The sequence below is a fragment of the Psychrobacter sp. AOP22-C1-C5 genome (assembly GCF_052378885.1).
Taxonomy (GTDB): Bacteria; Pseudomonadota; Gammaproteobacteria; order Pseudomonadales; family Moraxellaceae; genus Psychrobacter.
In genome coordinates this window covers 115,012-135,002 of record NZ_JBQSYC010000005.1, presented here as the reverse complement: position 1 = coordinate 135,002, position 19,991 = coordinate 115,012, and the positions used below count along the sequence as shown (strand labels likewise).

Below are 19,991 nucleotides of genomic sequence, written 5' to 3'. Positions count from 1 at the left end.
TCTTATCTAGGCAGTCTGGATAAGATATTGTGCCATGGCTACTCCATTATTGACAATATGCAATAACATCGGCAGTAATAGAGACCCTGATCGAATACGGGCATAGCAAAATAACAATGCCAACACCACGATAGTGCTGATTTCATAAATGCCATACTGTACATGAATCACCGCAAATATCAGGCTAGTTACAACACTTGCAACGATTGCGCCGTAATGCTTTAGAAAGGATGCTGCAAACTGCTCAGAGATGGCAGACCACAATATGCCGCGAAAAACCAGCTCCTCATATAATGGCGCAACAATCACCATCGCAAAAATCAGCAGCCATACGGAGCTAACAGACTCGTATAACGGATCTACGAACTCTAATGGCGTCTCATCGAGAAAATACGTCAATACCTGACTGCCAATCATAAATATCAGTAGCAGACCCAGCATTTTTAAACTTATTGATAAAGAAGGTAGCTTTAGTGCCAGATACTGACGACTATTGCCTCCTCTTAATTGAATGGTTAAGACACTAATTGCTACAAGCAGCACACAACCAATAATGATAGAAAGGCTGACCACTGTGCCATCGTTACCACCAAAAAAGAATATATCAGCGACTGTCGTGTTTTTGGTAGACGGCAATACTAACTTGCCTGCGACATACACACCCAGCAATTGACTGATAAAAAACGCCATTACAATGCCTATAGTAAGTAAAAATGCTCCTAAGCGTGAAAACAAAGGGGCATGTTTAGGCAAAGTAGTAGCATTGTGTAAGCCAATCGCGTTTTTTAGCATAAATCATTACTCAAGATAATTTTTTATCAGTCTGTATCTACATAAATATAAATACTAGTCAGGGACTATTTTGGCAATTGCTGCTGAATCAGTGTCAACACCTGTATTGCTACCGACTCTGGATGCTCGAGCGGGAACATATGACCACCGGCATGGGTCTGGTACGGAATGCCCAGTCGTGATTTGACCTGTTGGGGGAAGCGACGTTTTAAAAACAGACTGTCTTCACCGATGATCAAGGTAACAGGCGGCTTTGGGCTTTTATTCGGTATGAGCCAATACCAAGAGGGATTGGTACGAAATACGTCCACCTCAGTCGCTTTAGGAATGGCTAGTGTTACTTTGCTATCCGCGCGCTCATGTAATCCAAAATCAATATACCCTTGAAAACTGCGCTCATCAAAATTTTTGAAGAAGCTTTTGTGTCGTAGCTGCTCATAAGCTTCTGCTCGGCTGTTCCAGACGTCACGGCGATGCTTAGACACACCAGATGGTGACAGCTTATCCATCAGACGATGATTCATAAATGGCACCCTATCAGCTGTCTTTGCTAAATGCCAAAGCAGACTAACTTTGCCATAAATCCAAGGCGGATCCATCAGCACAGCTTGACTAAAGATTTCGGGAGCTCGGTACAACGCTTGCAAAGTACACATAGCACCAAGCGAATGACCAACGCCTATTACTTGCGTGATACCATGCTTCTGACAGACACTTCTTACACTATCGATAATCTGCCGTGTGAGACTGCGCCAGTGATCATCTACTGGATAATCAGGCGTAGCGCCCAACATTACAATGTATTCAATTGTAAAATATTTTGCCAAATTTTCAAAAAATGGTTCATAAACTGGGCTTGGCATTCCATTGGCATGGGCAAAATGAATCACAGGCTTGTTTGTTATTTTAGATACAGGCAGAGCAGCAAAGGTTTGCAAATTGATTTCATCGCTCATAATAGGCTCGCATTAGATCATTATGAATAAGTTATGTATTTTACCGTGATTGGCACTCGTGTCGTTCTTAACACAAGCGTTTGACAAGTTATCAAATGCTTTTAGTCATCACTTACAATTAAGGCTGAACATAATAATATGCTCAGCCTTAGTAATCATACACAGTAAACTTTAAATATAAAACGCTTAACGCATTTGCGCGTTACCACTTTCTTTTGGTAATACGTCAAGACTGACACTAGAACCAATCCCTGCACCCAGTTTGATGGCGAAACGATCCATAAACATCTGGAACGGATCGGTTGGGCTATAGTTCACCACATCATCAACGTTTAGCTGCTTCTCTAGGCTGGCAATGCTACCCTTCTTGTCTGCCAAACCTAACGCAATGGATTGTTCTCCTGTCCAAAACAACCCTGAGAACAGCTTATTTTGTTCAGGATTTTTCAGACGATCACCTCGGCCTTGTTTAACGGCGTTTATGAAATGCTGGTGCGTATTGGCCAATACTTTTTCGACATGGTTTTCTTCATATTCAGTCAATGGACGCGACAAACTCAAGATGTCTTTATATTCGCCAGCAGTGATGGTACGGTCTTCTACACCTACCTTATCCATCAAGCCTTCAATATTATAACTTGGCATAATGACACCAATAGAGCCGACCAAACTTGACGGGTTTACATAAATCTCATCGGCTGCTGACGCAATATAGTAAGCGCCTGAAGCACCAATATCACCAATCACTGCATAAAGCTTTTTGTCTGGGTATTCTTGACGCAAATCCATCATGTTCTGCCAAATTTCATCAGACTGCACAGGTGAACCACCAGGCGAGTTGATTTCTAAGGCCACTGCTGTTGAATTGCTGTTTTCAAAAGCACGAGTCAATGCTTCATTAACATCGTACGCATTGGCCACATCGCCGCTACTGATGACGCCTTGTAATTCAACCACAGCCAAATGTGGTTTACTGGTATCGACTCCATCCAACCCAGCTGGCGCTTTACTGGTACAACCGCGACCAAGTATCAAAAACAATAGCAAGAGATAACCAAAGGTCAGCAGTTTAAAGAAGATACTCCAGCGGCGAGCGCGGCGCTGCTCTACCACACTAGCCAATAAAGTGTTTTCTAGCACGCGCCATTCTTGTCCACTCGGCGGATTTGGCTGCTGCATTGACACTGGCTGGTTTGGCGAATTATCAGGACGTTTGTTAGGGTCTGGTGGCCAATTGGGCATATAACTTCCTAAGTCAGAAACAATCTAAAACAACAAAAAATATGACATAAAAAATACTTAGCATGAGAAGCTGATTCTCACGTTAGCTATTTTTGAGCTGTCATAATCATCTATATTAATAGGTTGCTAAGTATGGTGGTATTTCATTCATGGTTCAATAGTATAACTGTGAAATATCACGATATTGTAACGCTCTCTATATAAGCACTATTTTTAAGGTTTAGTCTCAACCTTTGCGCTTAGAGATAATACCGCCTCTAACCCTTTATCATCATAGGTAATGACTTCCTCTATACCTTGCTGACTTACTATATCAGCTGTTATGTGCGAAGCACTGTGACCAAGCCATGTCGTGTGATTAAATAGTGTTTCATTGTTAGACAACTCAGTAGCACACAGCAATGACCACATTTGCCAGACGCGTGGATGGGTATCAGCATTTAGAATAATGCGTGATGACACATTGTGCGCTTGATGAGCAATTGATTGATTCTTTGACATCAATACTTGAGCATCAACAGGTGACGATTTGAGTGGATCAGACGCATCATATTTCAGTACTCGTATAGGCAAACTTGTATCAATAGCCACGGTACAATCCCACACACTGGCATCATTTATCTTGCTCCAACCTGTCATGGCTTGTATGGATAGCTCCCCTAACTGCCATGTTTTTCCCTGCTCACAGCGTTGCGCATTGATATTCGCTTTATTTTTAGCGCGACTGGCTACTTTGTAGGCCTGCTGCAAGTCATGCCAACGATCAGAGCGCCCTGCTTGCCAGTACTGACTGATGGGCAGACGCCCATGCAACTGTGCAACTGTCATTGGCAGTAACTCAGAGGTGTCAGCACCAAACGTAGTACGCTTATTGTCAGTAATCGGTGTAGTCGTTAACCCAATACTACTGCTTTGCACTAAGATTCCTTCTAGCTTATCAACAGACAAACTTCCCAATTGCTGCTCTAGTGTTATAGACAACTTGTCTGCTGTCAAACTACTGGGCAGCGTTCGTGCAGTGGTCGGTCTGTGGTCAGCTAAAAACAGCCAACTGGCATTTTTTGCATTCTTGTTTTTACTAGCATCTTCATGATTGACAATAGGATACTGCAATAAGGTGGCGCTCACATGATGATCACCAGTTGGCAAAACATATAAGGTCGGCATCGTTACTAAAGATTGCTGATTCGCATATACCGTCATCATTAACAAAGTTAGAGGAGGCAGTGCCAGCCAGCGACTGATAAACCCTCGTGGTAATAGCCAAGGCAACATACTCAGTAATACCATCAGCACTATCGCCATATTCACAGGAGTATATAACCATGCTTTTGACAATGCAGGTAGTGATGTGAGTGCTGTTATCAGTTCATGCAATCTAGCTACAATGGCAATAACAAGCGACCAAATACCATCGGCTATAAAAGGTGAGACAAGATAACAAATTCCTGCCAGCAAATTCAGCGGTACAATCACCCAGCCGAACAGTCCTATCGCAAATAAATTTATGATGAGCCCCCACAATGATGCTTTGCCAAACAAAAGCAACGTGATGGGTAATAAAGTGACAAATAACCAAAACTGTAGTTTGAATAGGCGTTTACCAATAAGCCAGATACGCTTAAAAAACACATTTACGGGGCTGGCCCCGTGAGTGGCATCAGGTTGCACATACCTATCTGACGTATCGTCGTATTTGAGCAATAATGCCACGGCGATAAAAGACAACCAATAACCTGCTTGCCATAGTACATAAGGATCATGCCATGCCATCAGTATTGCCAAGGCAAACAAAACACGTATCGTACTAATGGGCAGTAACGTTAAACGCACCAACCCTACTGCCAATAACATCCATGCGGTACGTGCAGCTGGTACATCAAACCCCGTAAATAATGCATAGATAAACGCCGCACCAACCATTACCCACCAGCGTACTTGCCAGCGCGGGACTGACCGATAAACCAGTGGACATAGTCGATCAAAAACCAGTACAACTGCACCCGATAACATGATCGTTAAAAATAAAATATGAGTACCGGATATTGCGAGTAAATGCGAGATACCAGCCAGTTGATAAAGATCTTTAGTATCACGGTTAATTAAACTGCGGTCACCTGTCAACAAACTTAGAGTGACCGCTTTTGCTTGCTGTTCTACAGTAGTCTGCTCTGTCCAATTCTTATAAAAATGCTGGCGTAATTGCCAACGACCTTGATCGATACGTGTGAGAAAACCTTGAAAATACGAATCAGCAGAAGGCGCTAGTAGAGATTCACTGGCATTGGTAACAGTTGATGTGCTGGTCACTAGTATGTTTGCCACCCCATCGATATGACGACCTCGTAGCCACCGATAGCTATCAAAGCCTGATGGATTGTCTGTTGCTTGCTGAGAGGTAGAAAGCGGGACCAATGTCAAACTCATGAACAGCTGATCACCCGGATGCAATTGATTTAAGCGTGTCAACTGATCATCATTGGCAGGTTTGCCAAATGAAGATTTTAATGGCTTTTTTGGATAAGCATTGAGTAATACGCGATATTTGGCATGACCGCCATTGTTATTATTGGTACTGGTATTGCTATCATTAGTATCATGCGCAGATCTAATGCTTAAGCTATTTTTGTTATCCGCTAAATAGCTGTTGGTAAGGCTATTTAACTCTTGCTCCGTTAAGCTAGACACCAAGGGTGCAATGTGGCTGATAGTGGCAACTTGTCGGTATCCACTATCTGTGGTGGCGTCATAAACGCTATCGCTTATTCCCTCAACGGTTACCAATGCTTGTACACGCATGGGTTCGGTAATTTCGGCAGCTTTTGCTTTCTGATGACTAACCATCGCTTGCAACGCACTGCCAATAATGACTCCAGTTGCGAGTATAGCAACTAAGATATAAGCGACAATACGAAAGGGAGGTTTAGAGCTAGAAGGCAGACCATTAGAAAGGTTTTGAGAGCTTGTCGAAGAGATATTGAGCTGAGCAATGAGCACTAGAATGATGCTAAAAATAATGAGTGATAAAAACAAAATAGGCGCGCTAATGATGTCCAACAAAAATGGATTGTTCGCCATCGCAACACTATCTGCGACTGCTAGAACACCCATCATAGCGATAACAACCAAACTGCCAATCAACCAATACACCCACGCTCCTTGATCGATAATATAGATATGACAATGTAGTTAAAGACAACCATTTATTATCGGAAAAATACGTCTGAATACAGACTGGTACTCAAACCAGCAACAACTAATACGTCATGTAATAGCATTTATATTTATATTACCCTATACTGATTAGACATATTGCGATAATAACAATCTGACCTTATTATCCTATATCTTCTCACATATATTTTCTATTCATAACATTACTTTATACCAGTCCATCGATACGATTGAGCGGACTGTAGTTAATGATTAAAGGCGATCCTGTGCCCCATAAACGTCTCAAAGACCTACTTCCTACACCAGAAAAAATCTTAGAAAGTCGCACCTTAAAATTGTTTGCACCGCATTTGGCTGATCCAAGATTATGGCACTTTAATCGTCATAGTCTAAATAAAGCGGTCTATATTGGTGTGCTTAGCGCATTTTTCCCGTTGCCAGGACAGATGCTACTGGCTTTAGTCGGTTCGCTGGTCTTTCGTGCCAATGTTCCTATGGCCCTTGGTTTGACTTGGATTACCAATCCACTTACTACCCTACCTATCTTTTATGCAAGTTACTATGTGGGTGCCAAGATTCTTGATGTACCGATGGTAAGCCTACGACTCATTGGTCGTATGATTGCAGATTTTAGCTTGTGGGTATTATCAAATGGTCCTAACCCCTTCATCACTTATCGTGGTGCCGTATCGCTTACTGCGTTTTGTATAGGACTAACGCTTTTAGCGATTATCACTAGTATTGTGTGCGGGCTGGCATTTAAAGCAGTTTGGCGTTACAAAACAGTTATTAGCTGGCAAAAACGTCAACAAGACCCTTCTGATAAACCGCCCGAAACTTAGTAAAATCTAATCATTCCAGAACCCATACCAAGCAAACTTAGCTTATACATATTTAAAAGCTATCACTTATCAGCGATAGCCTTTTATATTTTTTGTCTTAAATTGTCTAACACTTTTATAGATGACGCTCTAACCTGATGATTTCGAGAGAATCAAAAGAATTCTTTTGATTCTCAGTTAGTCTATTTCTTTACTGCTGTCTATGACTGCTTGAATATTGTCAGCAAGGTTTGTATCCATTGCAAAAACCTCAAGTACTTTATCGTCTTTTAGTAACGTATAGCGCTTGCCTGTAGCACTGTCTTGAGCTCTTAGATTGTAGTCAACGCCAGCCAAAGTAATAGCATCAAAAACAGGTGTCAAGATCTCTACTTGCGCTTGTTTGTCGATCGTATCAAATAGCGTCGAATCCATATAAGGTTTTAAGGGCTCATTGCCTTCTTCAGCACTACCAAAAGCTTCGATTGGATCTTCATCTTTGTTCATGATATTTCTCCTCATAACAGTGGACAAGGTCACTAGAAAACAGTCTTATCACACTTATTTTTATGATAATGTATTTTATCGGTTTCTTTTAAGACTACGATAAATCCTAATGTGACTCGAATCTAGTTTTACTTTGAAAATGAATGTTACTTGCTCGTCTAATAGGACTATGCAAGAGGACTAATACTGCTCCCAATGACCATTACGTAGCAAAAGCTGACGGTCAGCAAGAGCGGCCAAATTGCGATCATGTGTCACCATGAGTAAGGCAGTTTGCATGGTATTCTGCAATTCTGTTAGCAGCCCAAACACACTTTGTGCATTGTCATAATCTAAGTTACCTGTTGGCTCATCTGCCAAAATAAGCGATGGCTTGGTGACAAGCGCACGAGCGATAGCCACACGCTGACGTTCACCGCCCGACAGTTCACCCGGTCTATGCGCCAAACGGTGCTCAAGACCAACACTCTCTAGAATATCAATTGCTTGTTGACGTGCTTCTGATATCGACACCTTTGGACGCATGAGCAACGGCATGGCAACGTTTTCAATGGCAGTAAATTCAGCCAATAGGTGATGAAACTGATAGATAAAGCCTAAATGCTTATTACGCATTGCCCCGCGTTCAGTCTCATTCATACTGTTCAATAACTGACCATGCAGCCAGACTTCGCCACTTGTTGGGGTATCAAGGCCACCTAGTAGATGGAGCAATGTGCTTTTGCCTGAACCACTGGTGCCAACAATAGCGATACGCTCGCCAGCATTGACGCTCAAATCAAGGCCAGTCAATACTTGCGTACTCACCGCTCCTTCATCGTATATCTTATTGATATCTTTTGCCTCTAAGATGGCAGACATGACACTTCCTTTATTCTATTTATACTAAGATTGATGCTTCATCGAATTTTATTAATCGCTTATAAACCTAAGCTCGCATGAAAGTATGAACACACTGATGCAAGCTTAGGTCAATTATAAACTTACTTACTCATAACGTAGCGTTTGCGCTGGCTGAATTCTGGCTGCTCTGCGTGCTGGGTAAATGGTTGCCAAGAAGCTCAGTACAAACGACGCTCCTGTAATCAACACAACATCTAACAAGCGCAGCTGCGACGGCAAATAGTTAACAAAATAAGCATCGAATAGATTTAGACCAAAGGCTTGGTTAATAAAACCTAAAATATCACTCACTGTGAGTGCAAATATAATTCCCAATATCGTACCAGCAATCGTACCGATAACACCGATAACCACACCTTGCACCATAAAGACGTGAGTAATCAGACGAGGAGATGCACCAAAGGTTTTTAAAATAGCAATATCTGCCTTTTTATCGGTGACGAGCATGACCAAACTAGAAACAATATTAAAGGCTGCAACCAAAATAATGAGGAAAAGTAATAACCCCACCATGGCTTTTTCCATCTGAATTGCACCAAATAGATTGCCGTGGGTCTGTGTCCAATTATTAGGGTATAACTGCTCAGGTGCTATTGCTGCTGCTTTTTCTGCTGCCATAGGGGCACTGAAGATATCATTAAGCTTCATACGTACGCCCTGTGCTCCATCCGGAAGACGTAGCAGTTTTGCCGCATCATTCATAGGGATGAAAGCCATAAGACTATCGACTTCTGGACTAATGGTATAAATACCAGTCAAGGTAAAACGCTTAAAACGCGGTATCACGCCTGCTGGTGAGGGCGACGCCTCTGGCAATACTAAAGTGACTTTATCGCCAAGACGTAGCCCCAATGACTGCACCATCTCTTCACCTAACACGATACTAAAATCACCATTTTGTAAGGTGTCAATACTGCCTTCAATCATGTGGTCGTTGATGATTGATACCTTTTTTTCGTATTCAGGATCAATACCTGTGACCATAATCCCAGCGACTTGACCGTTCGAGGTCAGCATGCCTTGTAACTGAATGAAAGGTGCGACGGCTGCCACTTCTGGGTCTTCTTTAATCTTATCAGCCAATTGCTTCCAATCACCGATGATTTCAGTTGAGACCACAGTTGCTTGCGGCACCATACCCAAAATCCGAGTTTTGAGTTCACGATCAAAGCCATTCATGACCGACAACACCGTAATCAATACGGCAACTCCAAGAGTCAAACCAATCATCGAGATGAGCGAAATAAAGGAGATAAAACGATTACTACGCTCTGCTCGGGTGTATCGCAAGCCGATAAATAACGCTAAAGGACGAAACATATTCAAACTCTTTATCTTATCCAAGTGCGACTTTATATATGCTATAAAATGAGCAGCATCAAATGCATCATACGTTTGCACTTGCCATACTCACATATAAATCGAACACAAAAACAGGGTTTAAGACGAGCCAAAGACAGCCGTCAAAAAGGAGCTAGTTTGACACAATTTGGCTGATATGTGGCGTTGATTAGTAAAAAATGGGTGTATTTTCTGATAATAAATCAGCTTTTGTTACTATTTTTCATGAGGGACTTGCTATTACTTGCGTCAATACCTATATATTGTATGCTAAGGACAACTGTCATTAACCATTCATTGCTGTTTGTTAACCCTACACTGAGGATAAAGTTGCTCTCTATCATAAATCTTTACTACGAAATGCTGTATGGTTTATAAGCAACGACAGTTTTGGGTCCAAACCTCACGCTGACTTAATTTTGAGTATTTTCATGACTATTAATTATCAATATAAAAATATCCAAACCCCTACCAAAATCACTTTAACCGACGAGCAATCTGCGGGTCATGCTGATCATTGGCGTATCTTGACCGACGACATGAGTGAAGACGTGCCAGAATGGCTACAGAAGATGATTGAACAAGCAGCAATGCCTAAAGGTCTAAATGGCAATGTGAGCGCGCAAGACAGCTGCTTATTGCTATCCGAAGATCAGCCTTGTCATATCAATCAAGTATTGGCGATGAAAGACGGCAAGCCTGAGCGTTTCATCAATGCCTACCCTTGTGTTGACAGTCCTTATGGCTTAAATTGTAAAATTGAGCGCATTATCGCCAACGACAACTCACACGATGCTGTATTACGTTTGCGTACAGCTGACGGTAGTATTATCTATGCTTTTGATCAGCTTTATACAACCAACCGCTATTTATATCAACGTGATACGTCTTATTTTGTGAACTTGAGCGCTTGGGCACATGAGATTAAGCCTAGTGAACAAAACGAAGTGATCATGGTAGAAGACCAAGAGTCGATCCGCTATCATCGCGCGTTTAATGATATTGTCGCCGCTAACGACGGGCAGATTCCAGAAGATCTACAAGCGCAGATCAATGAATGGAAGCCTGAAACAGATGCACAAATGGCGCCAGTAGAAATCAACTTGGGTCATATGTGTGCTTATTTATTTGGGGATACGTTAGGGCAAGAGGACGAAGCATGGTGCCAAGGTCAGGTACTTGGCAAACAGGACACTGTGTTCAATGGCAAATCCATCATTTTATTTGACGTGGTGGTACTACGCGAGCAAGACGCTGATCCATTTGTGATGCGTATCGGTGCGCTCAATACGCCAGAAACAGCATCTATTCATGTGAATGACTACGTGCAAGCAAATGTATGGCTTCAAGCAGCAATCTATAAAGAAAACCAGCAAGACGCAACACAGCAATCAAAGGCCAGCTAATCAAATAGAAGAGCATTTGGTTATTTAATCCAGCAATTACTCAACGTATCAAGCAATAAAAAGCCCCTAATATAAATTAGGGGCTTTTTGCTGGTCGCCATAATCTTTTAATATGAATAAAAATATAATATTAAGCCATCGTTGTCATTGATTTGATACGAGTGTACAGCTCTTTTTGCTCTGTACTTGGACGAGCGGTCTGTACTGCCATCAGTTGTGACATATCGCCTTCAACACGAATCTTACCACTCATAAATGCACCCATGATTTGATTGGTATCAAAATCTGTGATGATGGATTGTAAGATATCGCGATCAAGTAATAGAGTCGTTGTTGCTGAATCATTTAAACCGCGATGCAATAAACCATTGGCAAAATTGGCTTCAATGTCTTGCTCAGCGTCAGACACTTTTAGATTAACGATCATATTGGCAAGTGCAGGAGGTAAGTTAAGCTCACCCGCTTCACTACCCATCTGCTCAACTTGCTCAAACCATTCATTTGTCAAAAATACGGCCATGTTATAGTCCTTAATTAGTATTATGTGAGGCCAAAGGTCTTGCCCTTGCCCGACTGAATATATGATCACAAAATAGAGCTGATAATAATAAGATAAAAAACACTATTATCAATCCAGTTCAGTCTCATTATAAGGGTCGACTTGATCATAAGTAAAACCCATTCATACAGCTTTTACTGTCATTGTTACAAAATTTCTTGCTAAGTTTGTGTCTAGAATTGAAGAATAGTGTCTTTTTTTGAGTCAAACATACCTCTAGAATAGTGACACAATTGGGTATAAAATAGACAGTTACCATAGCAATAATAAATGGTTCCCAAGATTTTTACTAAAGAGTTTGTATTTTGCCGCATAGTCCTAATGATATTTCATTAAGATTGCGTTACAATACCCTTAAACAGAGTCGGGAGTTTTAACTAAACATTACTCAAACATGTTTTTTTGTCAGCCGCCGCTAGCACACTTCTATGGCATTACGTTTTTATGAATATTGGTATCTATCTTCATTAGTACAAATTTAGTAATAATTAAGATAAATACTTAGCCTCATTAGATGTTTGATGCTCAAAAACGGCGCATCTTCTTATTTACCCTAACGATTTATTAACAATCCTACTATCGACTAGCAATGAGCGCAAAGTGTCTCAAATGCTGTTTTTTCTATTACGTATTAATAGGAAGTGGCAATTTCAGTCGGTAGTTAATAGGCGTTACAGTGATAGGCAAGTCAAAAAGCAGCATGTACCGCGATTATTATCTGGTTATTATTTTTTATGATACAGATGACGCGGAGCGTTAGTTAATTCTGTTGATAATTCGGGCTGTAAAGGAATCATCCAATGAGTTTACAAAACACAGCAGTCGCCCCAGTGGACCGTGAGTACGAAATTACTGTCATAAGATTCTTTACGACAATGGCCGTTGTTTGGGGCATCGTCGGTATGAGTATCGGGGTGTTCATTGCTTCACAGTTAGTATGGCCAGCACTTAACTTTGACATTCCATGGCTGACCTTTAGTCGTTTAAGACCGCTACATACCAATGCGGTCATTTTTGCGTTCGGTGGTTCTGCCCTGTTCGCAACGTCCTACTATATTGTTCAGCGCACCTGTAAGACAAGATTGTTTGCCCCTTATCTTGCCTGGTTTACCTTTTGGGGTTGGCAAGCGGTTATTGTATCAGCCGTTATTACGCTTCCTCTAGGTTTGACCTCGACTAAAGAATACGCTGAGCTTGAATGGCCGATTGATATCTTGATTGCTTTGGTATGGATATCTTATGCCATTGTTTTCTTTGGTACGCTCATCAAACGTAAAACCTCACATATTTATGTGGCTAACTGGTTTTTTGCAGCCTTTATTATTACGATTGCTCTATTGCACATCGTAAACAGCATGGCAATTCCTGTTAGTGCATTTAAGTCGTACTCAATATTTAGTGGTGCAACTGATGCCATGGTGCAATGGTGGTACGGTCATAATGCGGTTGGTTTTTATCTGACGGCAGCTTTCCTTGGGATGATGTATTACTTTGTCCCTGTACAGATTGGTCGTCCTATTTATTCATACCGCCTATCTATCGTTCACTTTTGGGCACTAATTGCTTCTTATATGTGGGCTGGTGGTCACCATTTGCATTATTCAGCATTGCCAGATTGGACACAGTCGCTAGCAATGGTGTTCTCTATTATCCTATTCGCGCCATCTTGGGGCGGTATGATCAATGGTGTCCTTACTTTATCAGGTAGCTGGGATAAGCTGCGTACCGATCCCATCATTCGCTTTATGATCGTGGCATTATCGTTTTATGCGATGTCAACGTTTGAAGGCCCAATGATGTCTATCAAAACGGTTAACGCATTATCACATAATACAGATTGGACCATCGGTCACGTGCATTCAGGTGCGCTTGGATGGGTTGGTATGATTACGATTGGCTCGCTATACGTGTTATTACCACGTATTTATAACAAGCCAAAAATGTACTCTATTAGCTTGATCACAACGCATTTTTGGTTGGCGACCGCGGGTACTATCTTCTATATCGTATCTATGTGGATTTCAGGTATTGGTCAAGGCATGATGTGGCTTGCAACCAACCCTGATGGTACTTTGGTATACAGTTTTGTTGATACTGTTGAATTCTCACATTTTCCATATATGGGTCGTGCTTTTGGTGGATTGCTTTATGTGTCAGGTATGTTTGTTATGGCATATAACTGCTATAAAACACTCAAGATGCCGGAAGGTAAACCTGTAGATGTTGCAGATCCAACTGATCATGAACCTAGTGTCGATAAATCCTCGACAGCTGCTAACGTATAAGGAGCGATCATGGCTGGTACACCGCATGAGATTATTGAAAAAAACACGGGCTTGTTGGTCATCGGTATCGTTATTGCTATTAGCTTTGCAACGCTAGTCGAAATCGTACCACTAATATATGATTACAAGGGCCCTGAAGAAGGTGGGGTGAACGCACCCCTTCCCTCAATGGAGCCATGGACCGCACTAGAATTCGAAGGTCGTGACATTTACATTCGTGAAGGGTGTCATGTTTGTCATACTCAGATGATTCGTCCGCTACGTGCTGAAGTTGAACGCTATGGACCATACTCTCGCGCTGCTGAATCTACGTGGGATCACCCATTCTTATGGGGCTCAAAACGTACTGGGCCGGATCTAGCACGAGTTGGTGGACGCTACTCTGAAGATTGGCAAAAGCAGCATTTGATCGATCCACGCTCACTCGTACCTGAGTCAGTCATGCCAGGGTTTCCTTGGCTAGCTACTAATGAGTTGAGTGGTGAAAAAATTCAAACTAAAATGCGTTTATTCCGTGATCGCTTCGGTGTGCCTTATACTGAAGAAGATATCGAAGGAGCGCCTGATGCCGTTCTTGGTGCCACCGAGCTTGATGCTTTGGTCGCCTATTTACAGCAGTTAGGTACCGCGATGGAAGGACAGCGCTAATGGGCATTGGTGAATTACAAATAATCGCGACCGTTTCCGCCTTTATTGCCTTCATAGGTATTGCATGGTGGGCATATTCGCCAAAAAACAAAAAACGCTTCGAAGAAGATGCACAACTTGCGCTTGATGATGAGGATGTCAAATCCTTGTCTGAAGAGCAGCGCAATAAGGATAAACGATGACATTTTTTTGGAGTTCTTGGATTACCTTAATAAGTTTTGCGTGCTGGGCGTTTATCCTCGGCATCTTAATAATGGTATTGAAGTACAAGCCAGAACTAGAAGACGACGGTACAACAGGCCACGCCTATGATGGTATTAAAGAATATGACAAGCCACTACCTAAGTGGTGGTTAGTAATATTTTTTGGCTCTATCATCTGGGGTATTGCATATTGGGTATTTTTTCCAGCTATGTTTCCAGCGAAGTGGGAAGGACTTGCTACGGTAGAAGTCGATGGCGAAACTGTACCATGGACGTCTAAAAACGAGCTGTTTAGCGATTTAGAAAGTAATAACAAAGTATTTACTGATAACTTTGAAAAAAACATTCTAGCGCAAGCCGATGCCAGCGGTGCTACTGCTACTTTGACTGAACTTACTAAGCTTCAATCAGCAAGAAATCATAGCGAAAACCCACCAGCAGACTTACAGGCGCAAATTGACGGCAAAGTTGCAGAACTTGCTCCGTATGTTGAAAAGCTGTCTGAAAATCCAAATGCTTTAAAGGTTGGTAGCCGTTTGTTCTTGCAGAATTGTTCGGTATGTCATGGCTCAAATGCTAAAGGCGCACCTGGGTTTCCTAATCTGACTGATAATGACTGGTTATATGGCGGTGCACCTGAAAATATCTTGACGACGCTGCATAATGGTCGTGTGGGTGGTATGGCAGCATGGCGTGATCAGATCGGTGAAGATGGTGTACGTGCGGTAGCTGAGTATGTATTGGCCATATCTGGCAACCAAGAAGGTTATGAGCTTGATCAGACAAAAGTGGCTCAGGGTAAGGTAATCTTTAACGAGCCTACTAACTGTGTACTTTGTCATGGTAAAGATGCTAAAGGCATGTACTCAACTGGCGCGCCAAACTTAACTGACAATATCTGGTTATATGGCGGAGACCGCGAGACTGTTCGTGAGACTTTACGTTATGGACGCGCAGGTGTTATGCCTGAATGGCAAACTAAACTAGGTAACGAGCGTATTATGCTTCTTGCTGCTTATGTTTATTCACTATCAGATAAGACCGCTCAACCTGTTACTTCTACTAGCGCTACTACTGCTACTGCTACTGCTACTGCTACTGCTACTGCTACTGCTACTGCTACTGCTACTGGCAATAATGCTGCTACAGCTTCTCAACCAGCAGCAACAACTGATACAGCGACAGCTAACTGATATTTTTAAGTCAGGCTCTAGTATAAATGGATAGGATTGAATAAAGGGAGGACTGTCGTAACAGTCCTCCCTTTTTTATATAACTTTATTTGGACTCTATTTACTATAAATCAGTATGCAAAATATGACTGTTATATCGACAGTTATTCTTACCCAAAGATTGCTTTTTATCATTATTACCCCATTTAAAGTAGGGAGAATGTTAAAATAATCGTATGTACCATCAGCTTATTAATTGCTGGTTTAAGGGTAATCACTGATTTTTATTAAGCTATTTATTTGCAATCGATCACTTGGTAGCTGGTCTATAAAATTTTTCTGATCAAAGTTTTATCCGCTACTTACTGACATTGATAACATCGCACATTCATACATCTGATTCACACAGGTGTTTGTTCATCATGCCAGCAAACTGATTCTTTTTTAGAAGAGGCACGTTTATGTCAGCTCAACAATCCAATAAAATTCCTGTACAGCAAATCGATCTAGATGCGACCAAACATCGCGTACACCCTAGGTTTGTCACAGGGTTTTATCAAAACATTCGTGTCATCACGATGTATGCGCTTTTGGCTGCTTTTTTGCTTTTGCCATGGTTACGTTATAACGATAGGCAAGCAATATGGTTTGATGTTCCCTCACAGCATTACTATATTTTTGGCATGACTTTTTTGACCCAAGACTTTTATTTTATTGCCGCATTTGCCATTATCGCAGCCTTCGCTTTGTTTATGGTGACCGTTTATGCAGGTCGCGTATGGTGTGGCTATGCTTGTCCACAAACGATTTGGACGCATCTGTATCAATATGTCGAAAAATGGGTAATCGGCGATCGCAACAAACGGATTAAGTTTGACAAAGAACCGTTGACTGCGAAGAAGGTTTTTAAACGTTCTTTGGTATATTTTATTTGGTTTGTCTTCTCAGTGATTACTGCGGCAACCTTTGTAAGCTACGTGGCTGGCACTGATTATTTGTATCAGAGCTGGCAAATGATGGGCTTTATGCCAATCCCTGACTGGCCAACATGGGTATGGGTATCAATGTTTATCTTTACGTTTGCAACTTATGCCAACGCAGGTTATATGCGTGAGCAAATGTGTATCCAAATCTGTCCTTATGGCCGCTTCCAAAGTGTAATGTTTGATAAGGATACTTTGGTTGTCTCTTACGATTATGAACGCGGTGAGCCTCGCGGTGCACGTAAAAAAGGCACAAATCCTGATGATCTAGGCGACTGTATCGAATGTCAGATGTGTGTTCAGGTTTGTCCAACTGGTATTGATATTCGAGATGGCTTACAAGTGGGCTGTATCCAATGCGCTGCCTGTATTGATGCTTGTAATGAGATTATGGACAAGGTTGGCTATCCACGCGGGCTTATTCGTTATACGACAGAGCGCCAATTGGCCGAAAAAGAACCAAGTCGCATCCTGCGTCCACGTCTATTTGCCTATCTGGCATTATTAACGCTATTATGTGGGGGCATTGTATATGCACTGACGGATCGCGTTCCATTAGAGCTCGATATTCGTCGTGACCGAAATCAATTGTCGTCTGTCAACACTCAGGGCATGATTGAAAATAGCTATATTATCAAACTGACCAATAAAACACAGGATGCTCATAACTATAAGATAACGCTTGCACCGCAAGATGGTCTAAGCTTAGAGTTACGCTTTAATGATGTGCCATTAGAAGCGGGAGAAAGCTTCAATATGTCAGTCAGTATTTATGGCGACCCTGATGTTATTGAGTTTGGCCAAACCCCTGTAACCTTAAATGTGACTAGTGAAGATGGTCAGTACAAGGTCAGTAAACAAAATGTTTTTACTACCCAAGGTCAGTAATTTCTTGAGAAATCAGCAATTTAATTTTTAATACGTCATCTATTAGTCAAGCGCTAGTAGGTGACAGTTTACTATTAAGCTGGCCGCATTTAGCCGTCAGATTATCCGTTGATACAGTTAATAGGTACTTTATGTCTACTCCAGCACCGAACTTTAAGCACCAAGATGCTCAGCCATGGTATAAAAACTACATGGTTTTGATTTTTGTTATTGGCATGCCAGGTATGGTTGTGATCGCTTGTCTCTGGTTTGTTTACTACTCTTATCAAATCCGTGACAGTGTGGTACGTGACGATTGGTACATGGATGGTAAGACTCTTTACCAAGATGTGTCACGTGACAAGCTTACTTATGACTTAGACTTGCATGGTAAAATGCAGTTCGCAGACAATGGCGATATTTTATTTTATTTGAACTATCCTGAGCAAAGCTTACAATCCGGCAAACTGCTGAATGGAACACCTTTGACGTATCCTGACAAGCTGGCTTTATCAATCTCGCACGCAACTGATGTCAAAAAAGATCGTGATGTGGTACTAGAGCATCAAGAAGGCAATAAGTACAGTGCAAAAGTGGATATTGATCCTATAAAAGCTAAGTATTACTTGCAAGTAAGTAGCGATGGGCAAGATGATTGGCGCATGCAAGATGTGGCAAAACTGCCGCGCTCGGAAGTCACTTTTAATCCATTGCCTGTGTTTGCAAACAGTTAATTTTATGGATATTACATAATCTATAGATGTAAAAAAACCAGCCATTGATAATAATGCGCTGGTTTTTTATATTTTTATGATTGTACATTGTCTAGCTGACAAAAAATTTTAAAATTTATCCCGGCACTACTGTATTTTTAAAATTGAGTCAATCAGAGCAAAGCGTTAAAGCACAGGGTTAATCGTCGGAATTTTTTGCGCTGTACGATGGTTTTCTGTTGTCTTAGCCTCATACGGTTTATCGCTAGCAAACTTCGGGTTGAAAGTCTGCGTTCTTGGTGACACGGGCAAGCCAATCTCAGCCAAACTATCAGTCTGCCCTGCTTGAATATTATCGCCTTCAAAGACACGCTCGTTGTCATCACGCTCAAGACTCAATTTTTCAAAATCAAACAATTCACGATCGGCCAGTTGCGATGGCGCTACGTTCTGCATGGCTTTAAAAATAGAGGCCAAACGCTGTGGATGGGCATCATCCCATTCTCGTAGCATATCATTGATAATCGCACGTTGTAGGTTGGTTTGGCTGCCGCACAAATTGCATGGAATGATAGGAAACTCTTTTAAACGGGCATATTCAATGATATCTTTTTCTTCAACATACGCTAGCGGACGAATAAGAAGGTTTTGCTTATCATCGCTGAGCAGTTTTGGCGGCATTGATTTGAGGGCGCCGCCATGGAACAAATTCAAAAAGAAAGTTGCCAGCATGTCGTCTCGATGATGCCCTAAAGCGATTTTGGTTGCGCCAATCTGTTTGGCAAAGCCATACAATGATCCGCGACGCAGACGCGAGCACGCTGAGCAATAGGTCTTACCCTCTGGAACCACGCTTTTGACAATGCTATAGGTATCTTTTTCTAAGATATAGTGAGCAATGCCCTGCTCGTTTAAATACGTAGGCAAAATGTCTTCAGGATAACCTGGCTGTTTTTGGTCAAGATTGACCGCAACGATATCAAAATTAATCGGTGCGATACGCTTTAACAGCAGTAAAATATCTAGCAAGGTATAGCTGTCTTTTCCCCCTGACACGCACACCATCACCACATCGCCATCTTCAATCATATTAAAATCACGAATCGCCCAAGAGACTTGTCTACGTAGTTTTTTCTGTAGCTTAAGAAACTGAGCAGATTCCAAAGACGCTGATTGTCCTGCTACAAGACCTTCTTCCTCAATCTCATCATCAGCGACATCCTCATATACCCTACTATCAATATCAGTTTTTAGGTCATGGTTAGTTAAGCCGGCATCAGCAGACTTCTCATCAAACTCAGGCGTGAATTTTGGCGTAAACAAGGTCGCTACGGTCATAAGTTACTCAATATCTTTACAAAGGTGGTTTTGCTATAAAGCCGTTTGCCATAAAAGGGTGCGGTAAAGCCACTAGCAAGA

At 41.8% G+C, this 19,991-nt stretch carries 17 protein-coding genes; 8 read left to right on the top strand and 9 right to left on the bottom strand.

Annotated features, from left to right (window positions below):
• Positions 1 to 6: 6 nt before the first annotated feature.
• The 4 genes from ACT3TH_RS08830 to ACT3TH_RS08815 form a co-directional block, all read right to left on the bottom strand.
• Positions 7 to 792, bottom strand: coding sequence for a lysostaphin resistance A-like protein (locus ACT3TH_RS08830; protein ID WP_444755480.1), 786 nt, complete (start codon positions 790 to 792; stop codon positions 7 to 9).
• Between the two features lie 65 nt (positions 793 to 857).
• Positions 858 to 1,748, bottom strand: a complete 891-nt coding sequence (locus ACT3TH_RS08825) for an alpha/beta fold hydrolase (protein WP_444755479.1) — start codon at positions 1,746 to 1,748, stop codon at positions 858 to 860.
• A gap of 186 nt (positions 1,749 to 1,934) precedes the next feature.
• Positions 1,935 to 2,990: a signal peptide peptidase SppA gene (sppA, locus tag ACT3TH_RS08820; protein ID WP_444755478.1), complete on the bottom strand. Its 1,056-nt coding sequence runs from the start codon at positions 2,988 to 2,990 to the stop codon at positions 1,935 to 1,937.
• Positions 2,991 to 3,203: 213 nt separating this feature from the next.
• On the bottom strand, positions 3,204 to 6,140 hold the full coding sequence (locus ACT3TH_RS08815) for a ComEC/Rec2 family competence protein (RefSeq protein ID WP_444755477.1): 2,937 nt from the start codon (positions 6,138 to 6,140) through the stop codon (positions 3,204 to 3,206).
• 290 nt (positions 6,141 to 6,430) lie between these two features.
• Between ACT3TH_RS08815 and ACT3TH_RS08810 the strand changes: the two genes are divergently transcribed.
• Positions 6,431 to 7,006: a DUF2062 domain-containing protein gene (locus tag ACT3TH_RS08810; RefSeq protein ID WP_444755476.1), complete on the top strand. Its 576-nt coding sequence runs from the start codon at positions 6,431 to 6,433 to the stop codon at positions 7,004 to 7,006.
• 177 nt (positions 7,007 to 7,183) lie between these two features.
• Here ACT3TH_RS08810 and ACT3TH_RS08805 read toward each other — a convergent pair whose 3' ends face one another.
• The 3 genes from ACT3TH_RS08805 to ACT3TH_RS08795 all read right to left on the bottom strand — a co-directional run bounded on the left by ACT3TH_RS08805 (position 7,184) and on the right by ACT3TH_RS08795 (position 9,715).
• Entirely contained in the window at positions 7,184 to 7,492 is a 309-nt protein-coding gene (locus ACT3TH_RS08805) for a hypothetical protein (RefSeq protein WP_444755475.1), read from the bottom strand.
• Between the two features lie 180 nt (positions 7,493 to 7,672).
• Positions 7,673 to 8,353 (bottom strand): lipoprotein-releasing ABC transporter ATP-binding protein LolD, encoded by a 681-nt coding sequence (gene lolD, locus ACT3TH_RS08800; RefSeq protein WP_444755474.1) that lies wholly within the window; start codon positions 8,351 to 8,353, stop codon positions 7,673 to 7,675.
• 126 nt (positions 8,354 to 8,479) lie between these two features.
• Positions 8,480 to 9,715, bottom strand: a complete 1,236-nt coding sequence (locus ACT3TH_RS08795; RefSeq protein WP_444755473.1) for a lipoprotein-releasing ABC transporter permease subunit — start codon at positions 9,713 to 9,715, stop codon at positions 8,480 to 8,482.
• Positions 9,716 to 10,167: 452 nt separating this feature from the next.
• On the opposite strand from ACT3TH_RS08795, the gene ACT3TH_RS08790 reads away from it, so the two are divergent.
• Positions 10,168 to 11,142 carry a hypothetical protein gene (locus ACT3TH_RS08790; RefSeq protein WP_444755472.1) on the top strand — a complete coding sequence of 325 codons (975 nt, stop codon included), beginning with the start codon at positions 10,168 to 10,170 and terminating at the stop codon, positions 11,140 to 11,142.
• Positions 11,143 to 11,272: 130 nt separating this feature from the next.
• Here the strand turns inward: ACT3TH_RS08790 and ACT3TH_RS08785 are convergent, their stop codons facing one another.
• Positions 11,273 to 11,662, bottom strand: coding sequence for an SCP2 sterol-binding domain-containing protein (locus tag ACT3TH_RS08785; RefSeq protein WP_444755471.1), 390 nt, complete (start codon positions 11,660 to 11,662; stop codon positions 11,273 to 11,275).
• 839 nt (positions 11,663 to 12,501) lie between these two features.
• On the opposite strand from ACT3TH_RS08785, the gene ccoN reads away from it, so the two are divergent.
• The 6 genes from ccoN to ACT3TH_RS08755 all read left to right on the top strand — a co-directional run bounded on the left by ccoN (position 12,502) and on the right by ACT3TH_RS08755 (position 18,593).
• On the top strand, positions 12,502 to 13,986 hold the full coding sequence (gene ccoN / locus ACT3TH_RS08780; RefSeq protein ID WP_444755470.1) for a cytochrome-c oxidase, cbb3-type subunit I: 1,485 nt from the start codon (positions 12,502 to 12,504) through the stop codon (positions 13,984 to 13,986).
• Positions 13,987 to 13,995: 9 nt separating this feature from the next.
• Positions 13,996 to 14,634 carry a cytochrome-c oxidase, cbb3-type subunit II gene (gene ccoO, locus ACT3TH_RS08775; RefSeq protein WP_444755469.1) on the top strand — a complete coding sequence of 213 codons (639 nt, stop codon included), beginning with the start codon at positions 13,996 to 13,998 and terminating at the stop codon, positions 14,632 to 14,634.
• Positions 14,634 to 14,816 (top strand): cbb3-type cytochrome oxidase subunit 3, encoded by a 183-nt coding sequence (locus ACT3TH_RS08770; RefSeq protein WP_444755468.1) that lies wholly within the window; start codon positions 14,634 to 14,636, stop codon positions 14,814 to 14,816. Before ccoO ends, ACT3TH_RS08770 begins: the two co-directional genes overlap by 1 nt.
• Positions 14,813 to 16,030, top strand: coding sequence for a cytochrome-c oxidase, cbb3-type subunit III (ccoP, locus tag ACT3TH_RS08765; protein ID WP_444755467.1), 1,218 nt, complete (start codon positions 14,813 to 14,815; stop codon positions 16,028 to 16,030). The genes ACT3TH_RS08770 and ccoP overlap by 4 nt, the downstream gene beginning before the upstream one ends.
• Positions 16,031 to 16,470: 440 nt before the next feature.
• Positions 16,471 to 17,880, top strand: coding sequence for a cytochrome c oxidase accessory protein CcoG (gene ccoG, locus ACT3TH_RS08760; protein ID WP_444755466.1), 1,410 nt, complete (start codon positions 16,471 to 16,473; stop codon positions 17,878 to 17,880).
• A 131-nt stretch (positions 17,881 to 18,011) separates the two neighbouring features.
• Positions 18,012 to 18,593 (top strand): FixH family protein, encoded by a 582-nt coding sequence (locus ACT3TH_RS08755; protein ID WP_444755465.1) that lies wholly within the window; start codon positions 18,012 to 18,014, stop codon positions 18,591 to 18,593.
• Positions 18,594 to 18,758: 165 nt separating this feature from the next.
• Here ACT3TH_RS08755 and ttcA read toward each other — a convergent pair whose 3' ends face one another.
• Positions 18,759 to 19,910 carry a tRNA 2-thiocytidine(32) synthetase TtcA gene (gene ttcA, locus ACT3TH_RS08750; RefSeq protein ID WP_444755464.1) on the bottom strand — a complete coding sequence of 384 codons (1,152 nt, stop codon included), beginning with the start codon at positions 19,908 to 19,910 and terminating at the stop codon, positions 18,759 to 18,761.
• Positions 19,911 to 19,991: the final 81 nt, after the last annotated feature.